This window comes from uncultured Luteimonas sp. (assembly GCF_947492465.1).
Taxonomy (GTDB): Bacteria; Pseudomonadota; Gammaproteobacteria; order Xanthomonadales; family Xanthomonadaceae; genus Luteimonas.
This window is the reverse complement of record NZ_CANLNF010000001.1, coordinates 124,791-137,921: the sequence shown is the minus strand read 5'-3', so window position 1 is coordinate 137,921 and position 13,131 is coordinate 124,791. Positions and strand designations below refer to the sequence as shown.

Here is a 13,131-nt window from a genome sequence, read left to right as displayed (position 1 = left end):
CGACTAGGATAGCCGCTCCACCCGTGCGAGCACGTCGCGCCATGCAGAACTTCGAACAGATCCGCGGCCATCTCCTGGGCGGCGACTTCCGCGTCACCATGCAGGAGCCGTACGTGATGTGCGTGGAGCTCTCGCTCGATGGCGGGCGCCGCCACCAGGCGATCTTCCTGTCGGAGATCCAGGACGACGACGGCCGCAACTACCTGCGCACCAGCACCGCGATCGCGCCGATCACCGGCGTGGACGCGCGCCGCGCACTGGCGTTCAACTGGAGTTCGCGCGTGGGCTACCTGTCCATCGGCGAACTCGACGGGGTGCCCTACCTGCAGCTGTGCGAGAACCGGCCGTACGAGGGCCTCACCGCCGCCGAGATCGGGCGCGTGGTGCTGGAGATCGGCGGCATGGGCGACCGCCTGGAGCGGGCGCTGTCGGCCGAAGGCGACCTGCTGTAAGGCCGGGATTCGGGATTGGGGATTAGGGATTCGATAAGGAACCCGGGGTCAGAGTCCCTTTTCGCTGCGTGATATCGTGTATGCAGTGCGTTGACGGAGCGAAAAGGGACTCTGACCCCGATCCCCGATCCCCGATCCCGATCCCGCCGGCCCGGCTACGCCCAGCCCATGCCCTGCATCAGCCGGAACAGGCCATAGGCGATCCCGCCCGACATCGGGATGGTCAGGATCCATGCCCAGATCATCTTGTGGACCACGCCCCACTTGATCGCGTTCAGGCGCTTGGCCGTGCCTACGCCCATGATCGCCGACGAGATGTTGTGCGTGGTGGAGACCGGAATGCCCAGCGACGAGGCCGCGAGGATCACCGAGGCGGCGCTGGTTTCGGCGGCGAAGCCGTGGATCGGGTGCAGCTTGACCAGCTTGTGGCCCAAGGTCTTGATGATGCGCCAGCCGCCGGCCGCGGTGCCGGCCGCCATCACCAGCGCGCAGCTGACCTTGATCCAGGTGTCGATGTCGCCGTCGGCCAGCGCGGCCTCGGACGGATGCAGGAAGGCCAGCCAGGCCGGCAGCACGTCGAGCGTACCGGCGGCCTGCGCGCTGACCAGCGTCAGGGCGACGATGCCCATGGTCTTCTGCGCATCGTTCATGCCGTGGGCGAAACCCATGCCGGCGGCGCTGACGATCTGCGCCTTGCCGAAGAAGCCGTTGACCCAGCGCGGACGCGCGATGCGCGCCAGGATGCCGCCGCTGCGGGCCATCATCGAGATGATGAAGAACAGCACGCCCATCATCAGGAAGCCCGCGGCGAAGCCCAGCACCGGCGAGGACACCATCGGCACGATCACCTTCCACAGCACGCCGGCGCTGCGGTAGACCGGCTCGGCCGGCTCCGACCAGATCACCACGCCGAAGTCGTTGTACGCCGCGGCCAGCGCCGCGCCCAGCAGGCCGCCGATCAGCGCATGCGAGGACGACGAGGGCAGGCCGAACCACCAGGTGATCAGGTTCCAGGTGATGCCGCCGAGCAGCGCGCACAGGATCAGCTGCGAGCCGACCTCGATCACGCCCGCGTCGATCAGCCCCGAGGAGATGGTCTTGGCCACCGCGGTGCCGGCCAGCGCGCCGATCAGGTTCATGGAGGCGGCCAGGCCCACCGCCTGCATCGGCGAGAGCACCTTGGTCGCGACCACCGTCGCGATCGAGTTGGCGGTGTCGTGGAAACCGTTGATGTATTCGAACACCAGCGCGGTGGCCACCACGATCAGGACCAGGGTCAGCATCATCGCGGCCCGGTCAGGAGTTCTTGAGCACGATTTCGTAGGCGACCACCCCGGCCTCGCGGCAGCGGTCGATGGCCTTCTCGAGGATCTCGAAGAATTCCTTGAGCAGGAACATCTCGCGGGCATCGAGCTTGCCCGAGTAGATGTCCCGGTACAGCTCGAGCATCAGCCGGTCGGCTTCGTTCTCCAGCGCGCGCAGGCGGTCGTTGAGCACCTTCATCGGCTCCAGCTTCATCGCGCGCAGGGCCTTGACCATCTGCACCACCACCTCGGAAGCCTGCTCGAGCATCGCCGCGCGCGGCGCGAAGTCGATGTGCTCCAGGTGCTGGGTGGCCAGCGAATAGCGGTCGGCGAACTTCTCGATCTGCTTGGGGATCTTGTACAGGGCCGAACCCAGCGCCTCGATGTCCTCGCGCTCGATCGGGGTGATGAAGCTGTCGACCAGGGCCTGGCTGATCTTGTCGGACGCCTCGCGCTCGCGCAGGCGGGCCAGCTTGAAGGCGTCCAGCGCCGGCTGCCGGTCGGCCTCCCTGAGCATGGCGTGCAGGGCCTTGGCCGCGTCGTTGGCCGCCGCCGCGGCGTCCTCGAGCAGCGAGTAGAACTGGTTGCCCTGACCGAACATGGTTTGCAAGGAAAACATCGGGATCGATCCCGCCGCCGGGGAGTGGACGGCCTTCGGGGCGGAATTATGACCGGTCGATGACGCCCGCCGCCATTGCGGCGGCCCCGGGGGCGCGAAATGGCTTGCCGGACAGGGTGTTATGATGCGCTGCCGCGCTCCCCTGCCGCGCCGCCGCCCCATGGACGACGAACCTCCTCCACTTTCCCGCCGGCCCCGCCCGGGCCGCCGCCCCCGTCCGGTTCCCGCCATGACCGCCCCTCCGGCGGCCTGCTTCCCGACGTTCGCGCTGCGTCCCGCCAACCGGACCGACGATGCTTGAGTTCGCGATCGTCCTGGTCCTGATCGGCTGCAACGCCTTCTTCGCCCTGTCGGAGATGTCGGTCGTCACCTCGCGCAAGGGCCGGCTGCGGCAGATGTCGGCCAGCCACCGCGGCGCGCGCAAGGCGCTGGAGCTGGCCGAGCACCCCGAACGCTTCCTGTCCACCGTGCAGGTGGGCATCACCCTGATCGGCATCCTCACCGGCATGTTCGGCGGCGACGCCATAGGCGCGACCATCGGCGCCTGGCTGGCGCAGAACGTGCCCGCGCTGGGCAGCTACGCCGCCACTGCCGGCCTGGTGGTCGCGGTCGGACTGATCACCTTCCTGACCATCGTCCTGGGCGAACTGCTGCCCAAGCGCCTGGCCCTGCTGGCGCCGGAAACGCTGGCGGCCTTCGTTGCCCTGCCGATGCACTGGCTGTCGCGGATCGCCACGCCGGCGGTGTGGCTGCTCACGGTCTCGGTGCGCGGCATGCTGCGCCTGCTGCGGCTCAACGACACCCAGGCCGCGCACGTCACCGAAGAGGAGATCCGCCTGCTGGTGAGCGAGAGCCACGAGCAGGGCGTGATCGATGCCGACGAGCGCAACATGATGAACCGGGTGCTGCGCCTGGGCGACCGCACCGCGGCCAGCCTGATGACGCCGCGCACCCGCATCGCCTGGCTGGACTCGGCCGAGGGCTTCGACGAGAACCTCGCGCAGATGCGCGCCACGCCGTTCTCGCGCTATCCGGTGTATCGCGGCAGCGACGCCGACGTGGTCGGCATCCTCGAGGTCAAGTCGCTGATCGACCGGCTCGAGGAACCCGAGTTCGACCTGTTCAAGTACCTGCGCGAGCCGCTGTTCGTGTCGGAGTCGACGCCCGCGCTGAAGCTGCTGGAAATCCTGCGCGAGGAGCAGTACTCGCTGGCCCTGGTGGTGGACGAATACGGCGACGTGGCCGGCCTGGTCACGGTCAACGACGTGCTCGAGGCGGTGATTGGCCGCACCCAGACCGGCGAAGGCCCCGACGCCGTCTCGCAGGTCACCACCCGCGACGACGGCTCGCTGCTGGTGGACGGCGGCGCCTCGGTGGAGACGGTGCGCGAGCTGATCGGCAGCGGCGCGCTGCCGGGCGAGGACGACCACGACTACCACACCGCCGCCGGCATGGTGATCGCGCGCTTCGGGCGGATCCCCAACGTCGGCGAATCCTTCGAATGGGGCGGCTGGCGCATCGAGGTGGTCGACCTGGACGGCCCCCGGATCGACAAGCTGCTGATGCAGCGTGTGGATGCCGGCGACCGTGGACACTGAGCGGTCCGGCCACCGCGCCGCGACGGGCGTGCCCGGCACGCGCGAACTGCTCGACGCGCTCGCCAGCGGCGACGGCGAGGACCACCTGCGGATGGCGGATATCCTGGCCGGCCTCAGCCGCCAGGTGTTCGGCATGCTGCTGTTCGTCTCGATCCTGCCGGCGTTCATCCCGATCCCCGGCGTGGGCGGAGCGATCAGCGGGCCGGCGACGGTGCTGGTGGGCGTGCACCTGCTGGTCGGCATGCGGCGGCTGTGGCTGCCGCGCTTCGTCGCCCGGCGCGGACCGCGCCGGGCCAGCCTGCAGGCCTTTCAGCGCATGCTCGATCCGTGGCTGACGCGGCTGGAGCGGGTGGTGAAGCCGCGCCTGACGGCGCTGATCGAACACCGCGCCGCCGCGATGTTCACCGGCCTGCTGCTGGTGCTGCTGGGCATCCTGCTGGCGCTGCCGATCCCGTTCACCAACTACCTGTTCGGCAGCCTGCTGCTGCTCTATGCCTTCGCCCTGCTCGAGCGCGACGGCGGCCTGATGCTGGCGTGCTGGATGGCGGGCATCGTGGCGATCGTTGTGTTCGGCATCCTCAGCGGCACGCTGGCCACGGCGGCCACGCAGTGGCTCGGGGGCCTGTTGGGCTGACGCCGCACAAAGGGACGGGCACGGCGTCCGCATGCCGTGGCGGCACGATCACCGGATAAAGGCGCCTCCGGGCGGTTTCGCGCCCGCCAACCGGGGCCCGCATTGCCCGGCCGCGGGATCAGCCCAGCAGCCGCAGGAACTCCGCGTTGGCCACCGGGTGGCCGAGCCAGTAGCCCTGGGCCATGTCGCAGCCGCGTTCGCGCAGGATGGCGTACTGCCCTTCCTTTTCCACGCCCTCGGCCACGACCTGGATGCCGAGCGAATGGGCCATCGCGATGATCGCAGTGGTCAGCGCGAGGTCGTCCGGGTCGCGCAGCACGTCGGCGATGAAGCTGCGGTCGATCTTGACGCCATCCACCGGCACCCGTCGCAGGTGGCTCAGGCCCGAGAAGCCGGTACCGAAATCGTCCAGCCAGACCTTGACGCCGCTGTTGCGCAGACGCGCCAGCACGCTGCTCACGCGCGCCTCGTCGGCGATCACCGCGGTCTCGGTCAGTTCGATGTGCAGGTGCTGCGGCGCGAGGCCGCTTTCGCGCAGCACCGCCTCGGTCTGCGCGGCCAGGTCGCCGGCGCGCAGCTGCCGCGGCGAGACGTTGACCGACACGAACAGTCCCTGCGCGCCGGGCACGTCGCGCTGCCAGCCGCGCGCATCCAGGCAGGCGGCGCGCAACACCTGCGGGCCGATCGCCTCGATCAGTCCGCTCTGCTCGGCCACGTCGACGAACAGCGCCGGCGACACCTGGCCATGCTCGGGGTGGCGCCAGCGCAGCAGCGCCTCGGCGCCGACCAGCTTGCCGTCCGACATCCGGTACAGCGGCTGGTAGGCCAGGCTCAGCTCGCCGCGCTCCCAGGCGCCGCGCAGGTCCTGCTCCATCCGCACGCGGCGCTCGACGGCCTGGTCCATCACCCGGCTGTAGAAGCGATGGCAGCTCTTGCCGGCAACCTTGGCCTGGTACATGGCGATGTCGCCGTTCTTGAGCAGCGACGGCACGTCGGCGGCATCGTCCGGAAACAGCGCGATGCCGATCGAGATGCCGAGGAACACCGGCCGCCCACGCACCGTGATCGGCCGGCCCAGCTCCTCCACCAGCACGTCCGCCAGGGATCCGGCGCGCTCGCGGATGTCGCTGCCAGGCTCGCCCTGCAGCAGGATCACGAACTCGTCGCCGCCGAAGCGCGCCAGTACGGCGCCCTCGCCGCCCTGCGCGTCGATCACGTCGCCGATGCGGCCGGCGAACTGCATCAGCACCTCGTCGCCCGCGTCGTGGCCGATCGTGTCGTTGACCCGCTTGAAGTCGTCGATATCGGTGAACAGCAGCGCCAGCTGGCGCGCCGCGCCGTTGCTTTCGGCCACGCGCTGGTCCAGCACCTCGCGGAAAGCCAGCCGGTTGGCCAGCCCGGTGAGCGCGTCGGTGTAGGCCATGCGACGGATGTCGCGGTCGTGGCGCCGGATGCTGTCGCGCATGTGCGAGAACGCACGCACCAGATCGCCCACCTCGTCGACGCGGCGGCTCGCGGGCAGGGGCGTGTCGAAGTTGCCCGCCTCGATGCCCCGCGCGGCCTCCGCCAGCTGCCGCACCGGCGACACCAGGCGGCGCTGCACCACCAGGCTGATCGCCGCCAGCAGCGCCACCAGGCTGGCCAGCAGCAGGCCGACCCAGAGCAGCTGGCTGCGGCTGACCTCGCGCAGGCGCCCGGACATGATGTCGCCGATCTGGCGCTCGTCGGCCTTGACCGCCTCCAGCGAGTAGCCCACGCGCACCCCGCCCAGGCGCTGGTCGCCGATGCGGATCGGTGCGGCGACGTCGAGCAGCATTCCGCTGGACTGCACGTGCGCACCGTTGATCGACAGCACCTCGTAGGCGAGCGGATCGGACATCGCCTGGCCGTAGGTGGAAATGTCCGGACTGCCGTCGTGGATCACCTGCCCGTCGTTGTCGTAGACGATGACGTAGCTGACGTCGGGCTGGCGCAGCACCTGGCGCAGCGAGGTGCCGATCGCGTCCAGGTCGAAGTAGTACAGCGGATTGACCAGCGAATCGGCCAGCTGCACCACCTGCGCCTGACCCTGCGAGAGCAGGCGCCGGGACGAGAACTCGTCGATCGCCTGCAGCCCCAGCGTCCGGACCTCGCGATGCAGTTCGTTCTGCCGCTGCAGCACCAGGGCCACCAGCGCCAGGGTGACCAGGAGCACGGCGGCCGCCAGCAGCGCGAAGCGCGCCTGCAGGCCGAAGCGCGGCGCGCTCACTCGACCTCCCGGGTCACGCGCGCCACGCCCTGGCGCAGGCGCTGGAGGCCGGCCTCGGTGGCCTCGTCGATCGGCACGAAGCGGGTGGTCTTGAAGAACCGCAGCAGCGCCTCGCGCGCATCGGGATCGGCCGCGGCGCCCACCAGCACCTCGTGCAGGCGTTCGCGCACCTTCGGGTCGAGGTCGCCGCGCACCATCTCCAGGGCGCGCGGGAACTCCTCGCTCTCGCGCACGATGCGGAAGTCGCTGCGGTAGGAAGGCGGCACCCGCTTGGGGTTGGCCCAGTCCAGGTTGCTCATCGCACCGGCATCGACCAGGCGCTTGTGCACCCAGGCCGACACGTTGAGCTCGGAGCGGCCGAACACGTAACCGACCGAATCGGCTCCCGGCCGGTCCATCGGCGAGAGCAGCACCTCCAGGCGCAGGCCGATGCCGAGCAGCTCCTCGGCCGGGACGTAGTAGGCGCTGGTGGAGGATCGGTTCTGGAAGGCGATGCTGCGACCGCGCAGGTCTGCCAGTTCGCGCACCGGGCTGTCGTTGCGCACGAAATAGAGGGTGCGGTAGCGGCCCACGCCATCGCGCTCGGTCATCAGCAGGGGCACGGCCCCGGCGCGGTCGGCGAGCGCCATCGCGGTGCCGCTGGTCTCGGTGACCCAGTCGACCCGGCCGCGGCGCATGTAGCTCTGCATCTGCTGGGCGTCGCGCGCCATGAGCACGCGACCTTCGCGGATGCCGACATCGGCCATGCGCGGCACGACGTAGTCCAGCAGTGGCCTGAGCTGGTCGTAATGGGCCTTGGGATCGTCGCTGATGCGACCGAGCACCAGCACGCCGTCATCGGCCAGCGCTGGCGCCAGCGAGGCGAGCCAGAGCACCAGCAGCAGCAGGAGGCGACGGCAGGAACCGGTTGGAGACACAGGCAAGGGACGGTTCCGGTTCGGCTCGGGCACTGGTACGGCGGCGAGCCTAGCGGAAAACCGCGCCGGCCGGTAGCGACGCACGCGCGGACACGGGGGCGCCATGCAGGACATTAGATGTCCTGTGCGGTGCGCCGCCGGCGCGGCCGGCCGTGGCGGCGGGCGATGCGATCAGCGGCTTTCGCCGGCCAGGCGCGCCATCCGCTGGGCGTCGGCCAGCACGCCGCGCAGCAGGCGCACGTCGCGATCGTCGAGCTGGCTGCGCAGGAAGATCCGGCGCAGCTTGCGCATCGCCGAGTCCGGCGTACGGCCCTTGTGGAAGTCGATCGCGTCCAAGGTTTCGGCCAGCTGCGCGAAGAAGCCCTCGAGTTCGGCGTGGCTCGCCGGGACGTCGCCATCGGCCGCGGGCGCCGGCGCCGGCTGTACGGCTCCGCGCAGGCCGAGCATGGCCAGCCGCAGTTCGTAGGACAGCACCTGCACCGCCGAAGCGAGGTTGAGCGAGCTGTAGGCCGGATTGGCGGGAATGTGGACGGCGGCGTGGCACAGCTGCAGCTCGTCGTTGTCCAGGCCGGTGCGCTCGCGCCCGAACACCAGGGCGGCCGGCGTGCCGGTGGCGGCGGCCGCCAGGGTGCGCGCCGCGGCGTCGGCGGGCAGCAGTTCGTCCAGCGCGATGCGCCGGCTGCGCGCCGTGCAGCCCAGCACCAGCCGGCAGTCCGCCACCGCCTCGGCCAGGGTCGCGACCTGGGTCGCTGCCTCGAGCACGTCGTCGGCACCGGCCGCCATCGCGTTGGCGTCGGCGTGGGGGAACCGCTCGGGCGCCACCAGCACCAGCCGATGCAGCCCCATGGTCTTCATCGCGCGCGCCGCCGAACCGATGTTGCCCGGATGCTGGGTGCCGACCAGGACGATGCGGATCCGGTCGGCCGCTTGCAGGAGTTCGCTCATGGCGCGGATGGTAAACTGCGCGCCCGGCCCCTGCGCCGGCACGCTCTTTTCATCCGCCGCCCGCCATACCCCACGGAGTTCCCCCGATGCTTGCCCCCGCCGTCAATGTCATGGTCAAGGCCGCGCGCGCCGGGGGCAACGTGCTGCTGCGCCACATGCACCGCCTGGACGCGCTGAACGTGGTGGAGAAGGAGCGGATGGACTACGCCAGCGAAGTCGACGGGCTGGCCGAGGAAGCGATCATCAAGGAACTGCGCCGGGCCAATCCCGATTACGCCATCCTCGGCGAGGAAGGCGGCGCGCAGAAGGGCAACCGCGGTCCCAGCCGCTACACCTGGGTCATCGATCCGCTCGACGGCACCAGCAACTACCTGCACGGCATCCCGCACTGGTGCGTCTCGCTGGCGCTGTGCGAGGGCCCAGAGCCGCTGCACGCGGTGGTGTTCGATCCGCTGCGCAACGAGCTGTTCACCGCCAGCCGGGGCGCCGGCGCCCAGCTCAACGAGAAGCGCGTGCGCGTGTCCGAGCGCAAGGACCTGGCCGGCGCGATGCTGGCCACCGGCTTCGCGCCGCGCGAGCGCAAGCGCCTCGATGCGCAGCTGGACTGCCTGAAGGTGCTGATGCGCGAAGCCGAGGACGTGCGCCGCACCGGATCGGCCGCGCTCGACCTGGCCTGGGTCGCGGCCGGCCGCTGCGACGCCTACTTCGAGGCCGGCGTGCAGCCCTGGGACATCGCCGCCGGGGTGCTGCTGGTGCGCGAAGCCGGCGGCCGCGTGGGCGATTTCCGCGGCGCCGCGACCGGTCCGATGCACGTGGCGATGGGTGCCGGACGCCAGCTGCTGGCGGGCAACCTCAAGGTGACCGACGCGTTGCAGAAGGTGATCGTGTCGTCGGGATACGCCGCCGCGTTCGACTGATCCAGCCAACGGGAGCCGGCACGCTGGCGACCCGTCGCGCATGACCGTCTCTCAGTCGGCCGTCCCGTATCGGCCGTCTCGCGCCGCTCGTTCGCGCTGTCCTCCAGCAATCACGCCGTGCTGCTTCCCGGGGCGGGACCCGCTGCCGGTGTGCGGCGCGGGGCTAGCCGTACGCAGCGGCCACAGAGGACCCGGTCGTGGTCGGGTCGGCTGCTGAGTATCCGGCGCATCGCCGATCGCTCCGATGTCAGGCTCGGCGTTTGTGGTATCCAAAGCAGCGTGACGCCGCGACCGGCGGGCCTGCGCAGTGAAATCAAGGGGGAGGCATCCGCCTGCAGGCGGATGCCGGAGGACATTCACGAAGCAGGCCCGCCGGTCGCGGCGGTCCCTCCAACCACGATCAATGTCTTCGAAGCGACGACCAGTCCCGGTCGGGCTCCCCGCGACGCCAGACGGGCGGCCACAGAAAAAGGCCGCGCAATGCGCGGCCTTTCCAGGTTCCATCAGGCAGGCCACCGGCAGTCAGGGTCGGCGCGCCAGCGCCTCTTCGTCGCGGGCCTTGGGCAGCAGGTCCTGCTTGGTCACGCGCAGCACGCCGAAGGTGAGCAGCGGGCAGGCGACCAGGATCGAGGACGCGGTACCGATCACGATGCCGATCATCATCGCCTCGGACATGCCGGCCAGCGAACCGCCACCGTAGACGTACAGCGCCGTCACGGTCAGGAACGCGACGACCGAAGTGATGATCGTGCGCGACAGCGTCTGGTTGATCGAGGCGTTCAGCACCTGCAGCGGTTCGGCGCGCATGCCGCGGAAGTTCTCGCGCACGCGGTCGAACACCACGATGGTGTCGTTGATCGAGAAGCCCATCACCGTCAGCAGGCCCGCCAGCAGGGTCAGGTCGAACTCGCGACCGGCCAGCGAGAACCAGCCGGCGACGATCAGCACGTCGCCCAGGGTGGTGATGATCGCCGAGACCGCGAACTTCCACTCGAAGCGGAACGCGATGTAGATCAGGAAGCCCAGCACCACGAACACGATCGCGTAGATGCCCTTCTTGGCCAGGTCCTGGCCGACCTGCGGACCGACGAACGAACGGCCCTTGATCGTGGCCGGATTGTCTTCGGTGCCCGCGGCGCGCAGCACGTCGTCGGCGGTGCGGTTGATGGCCTCGGCGTCGTTGCCGCCGTCCTTGGGCTGCAGGCGGATCATCAGGTCGCTGGCCGTGCCCATGGTCTGCACCTGCGCACCGGGGTAGCCGGCGGCCTCGAGCCGTTCGCGCACCGCGTCCACGTCGGCAGGCTGCTCGAACACGAGTTCCACCGAGGTGCCGCCGGTGAAGTCCAGGCCGAAGTTGAAGCTGTTGACGGCGATCTGCACGATCGAAGCGACCATCAGCAGCAGCATGAAGCCGACCGTGATCCAGCGCCACCGCATGAAGTCGATGCGGGTCTCGGCGGGAATGAGTTTCAGCGGGAAAAGAGCCATGTGTCTTCCAGTGTGTCCGGCGATCAGATGGCGATCGACTTGAGTTTGCGCCTGCCGCCATAGAGCAGCGTGGCGACGCCGCGCGAGACGGTGACCGCGGTGAACACCGAGGTCAGGATGCCGATGACCATCGTCACCGCGAAGCCGCGCAGCGGGCCGGTGCCGAAGGCGTACAGGGCCACGCCGGCGAGCAGCGCGGTCATGTTGGAGTCGAAGATGGTGCCCGAGGCCTTGTCATAGCCGCTGGCGATCGCCGTGCGTGGCGGCAACCCCACCCGCAGCTCTTCGCGGATGCGTTCGTTGATCAGCACGTTGGCGTCCACCGACATGCCGATCGACAGCGCCAGGCCGGCGAAGCCCGGCAGGGTCATGGTCGCGCCGAACAGCGACATCACCGCCACCACCATCAGCAGGTTGAGCAGCAGCGCGATACAGGTGATCAGGCCGAACATGCGGTAGTACAGCGCGAAGAACACCAGGGTGAACATGAAGGCGTACATCACCGCCTGGGTGCCGCGGGCCACGTTCTCGGCGCCCAGGCTCGGGCCGATCACGCCTTCCTCGACGAAATCCATGGGCGCGGCCAGCGCGCCGGCCTTGAGCTGCTTGGCCAGGGCGGCGGCTTCCTCGCGGCTCAGGCCGGTGGTCTGGAATTCCTTGCCGAACACGCCGCGGATGGTCGAGGAGCTGATCACGCGCTCCTCGGTGCGGGACGAGCGCACTTCCTCGCCGTCGACCATGGTCACCGTGGGGATGCGCTCGACATAGACGATGCCCAGGCGGTTGCCGACGTTCTCCAGGGTGTGGTCGAGCATGCGCTTGCCGCCGGCGGCGTTGAGCGTGATCGAGACGGCCGGCAGACCGGTCTGCGGGTCGACCTGCGGCTGCGCGTTGACCAGTTCGTCGCCCGACACCAGCAGGCGCCGGGAGAGCAGCAGCGGCTGGCCGCCCTGGTCGTAGTAGATGCGCGATCCGGCCGGCACGTTGTTGTCGGCCAGCGCCGCGGCGGCCTGCGCCTCGTCGCCGGTGACGGCGCGGAACTCCAGCGTCGCGGTGGCGCCGATCAGGCGCTTGGCCTCGGCGGTGTCCTGCAGGCCGGGCAGCTGGATGACCAGGCGGTCCTCGCCCTGGCGCTGGAGGGACGGTTCGGCCACGCCGATGGCGTTGATGCGGTTGGCGATGACGTTGCGGTTCTGCTCGATGGCGTCGGTGGCGATGCGCCCGAGTTCGGCGTCCGACAGGCGCACGCTGATCCGGTTGCCGTCGACCTCGATGGTGGGCGCGCCGGTGGACAGCGCGGCCGTGCCGCCGAGGCCGCCCATGGCGGTGGAGATCTCGGTGCGCGCGCGCGCCGCGTCGGCGGCGTTGGCCAGGGTGACCAGGATGCTGTCGTCGGGGCGCCGGTCGGCACCGGTGTAGCCGATCCGCGCTTCGCGCAGCGCCGTGCGGATGGCGTCGGCGTAGCCGTCCAGGCGCTTTTCCAGCGCGGCCTTCTGGTCGACCTGCATCATGAAGTGCACGCCGCCCTGCAGGTCCAGGCCCAGCGACATGGGCCGCGCGCCGAGGCTCTCCAGCCACGCCGGCGTGGTCGGCACCAGGTTCAGCGCCGCCGAATAGTCCTGGCCCAGCGCGGGACGCAGCACGTCCGAGGCGCGGGTCTGGGTGGGCGCGTCCGGCAGGCGCACCAGCACCTGGTCGCCTTCGAGGGTGATCGAACGCGCTTCGACGCCGGCCTCCGCCAGCAGCCCCTGCACGCGCTGCACCAGCGCTTCGTCCACGACCGCCGCCGGGCGGTTCTTCGTGACCTGCACCGAAGGATCCTTCTGGTAGAGGTTCGGCACGGCATAGAGCGCGCTGAACAGCACCACGATCACGATGAGGGCATATTTCCAGCGGGGAAATTCGAGCATTGCAGGTATCGCCTGGCGAAAGGGGGCGCACCCCCGGGGGCCGGTCCCCGACATGGCCGGGGAGCCGTCACGGCATCACGCCGTCCGCGGACGGGCCGC

Annotated in this window: 11 protein-coding genes; 4 read left to right on the top strand and 7 right to left on the bottom strand. The window is 70.0% G+C overall.

What is annotated here, in order from left to right:
• The first annotated feature begins 41 nt into the window (after window positions 1-41).
• Complete coding sequence (locus tag Q0863_RS00615; RefSeq protein ID WP_298573623.1) at window positions 42-452, top strand: hypothetical protein; 411 nt, start codon at window positions 42-44, stop codon at window positions 450-452.
• A 155-nt stretch (window positions 453-607) separates the two neighbouring features.
• Here the strand turns inward: Q0863_RS00615 and Q0863_RS00610 are convergent, their stop codons facing one another.
• Window positions 608-1,735, bottom strand: coding sequence for an inorganic phosphate transporter (locus tag Q0863_RS00610; RefSeq protein ID WP_298575800.1), 1,128 nt, complete (start codon window positions 1,733-1,735; stop codon window positions 608-610).
• A 13-nt stretch (window positions 1,736-1,748) separates the two neighbouring features.
• Entirely contained in the window at window positions 1,749-2,375 is a 627-nt protein-coding gene (locus Q0863_RS00605; protein ID WP_298573622.1) for a pit accessory protein, read from the bottom strand.
• A 293-nt stretch (window positions 2,376-2,668) separates the two neighbouring features.
• On the opposite strand from Q0863_RS00605, the gene Q0863_RS00600 reads away from it, so the two are divergent.
• Together Q0863_RS00600 and Q0863_RS00595 are read left to right on the top strand one after the other, a co-directional pair.
• Window positions 2,669-3,973 (top strand): hemolysin family protein, encoded by a 1,305-nt coding sequence (locus tag Q0863_RS00600; RefSeq protein ID WP_298573621.1) that lies wholly within the window; start codon window positions 2,669-2,671, stop codon window positions 3,971-3,973.
• Complete coding sequence (locus Q0863_RS00595) at window positions 3,963-4,607, top strand: exopolysaccharide biosynthesis protein (RefSeq protein WP_298573620.1); 645 nt, start codon at window positions 3,963-3,965, stop codon at window positions 4,605-4,607. Before Q0863_RS00600 ends, Q0863_RS00595 begins: the two co-directional genes overlap by 11 nt.
• Before the next feature lie 118 nt (window positions 4,608-4,725).
• Here the strand turns inward: Q0863_RS00595 and Q0863_RS00590 are convergent, their stop codons facing one another.
• From Q0863_RS00590 to Q0863_RS00580, 3 genes are all read right to left on the bottom strand, one after another.
• On the bottom strand, window positions 4,726-6,855 hold the full coding sequence (locus tag Q0863_RS00590; protein WP_298573619.1) for an EAL domain-containing protein: 2,130 nt from the start codon (window positions 6,853-6,855) through the stop codon (window positions 4,726-4,728).
• Complete coding sequence (locus Q0863_RS00585) at window positions 6,852-7,742, bottom strand: phosphate/phosphite/phosphonate ABC transporter substrate-binding protein (protein ID WP_298575797.1); 891 nt, start codon at window positions 7,740-7,742, stop codon at window positions 6,852-6,854. Before Q0863_RS00585 ends, Q0863_RS00590 begins: the two co-directional genes overlap by 4 nt.
• A gap of 201 nt (window positions 7,743-7,943) precedes the next feature.
• Window positions 7,944-8,705, bottom strand: coding sequence for an RNA methyltransferase (locus Q0863_RS00580; protein ID WP_298575794.1), 762 nt, complete (start codon window positions 8,703-8,705; stop codon window positions 7,944-7,946).
• Window positions 8,706-8,803: 98 nt separating this feature from the next.
• On the opposite strand from Q0863_RS00580, the gene Q0863_RS00575 reads away from it, so the two are divergent.
• On the top strand, window positions 8,804-9,634 hold the full coding sequence (locus Q0863_RS00575) for an inositol monophosphatase family protein (RefSeq protein ID WP_298573618.1): 831 nt from the start codon (window positions 8,804-8,806) through the stop codon (window positions 9,632-9,634).
• A gap of 522 nt (window positions 9,635-10,156) precedes the next feature.
• Here Q0863_RS00575 and secF read toward each other — a convergent pair.
• Window positions 10,157-11,122, bottom strand: a complete 966-nt coding sequence (secF, locus tag Q0863_RS00570; RefSeq protein WP_298573617.1) for a protein translocase subunit SecF — start codon at window positions 11,120-11,122, stop codon at window positions 10,157-10,159.
• Window positions 11,123-11,145: 23 nt separating this feature from the next.
• On the bottom strand, window positions 11,146-13,032 hold the full coding sequence (gene secD / locus Q0863_RS00565) for a protein translocase subunit SecD (RefSeq protein WP_298573616.1): 1,887 nt from the start codon (window positions 13,030-13,032) through the stop codon (window positions 11,146-11,148).
• Between the last annotated feature and the right edge of the window lie 99 nt (window positions 13,033-13,131).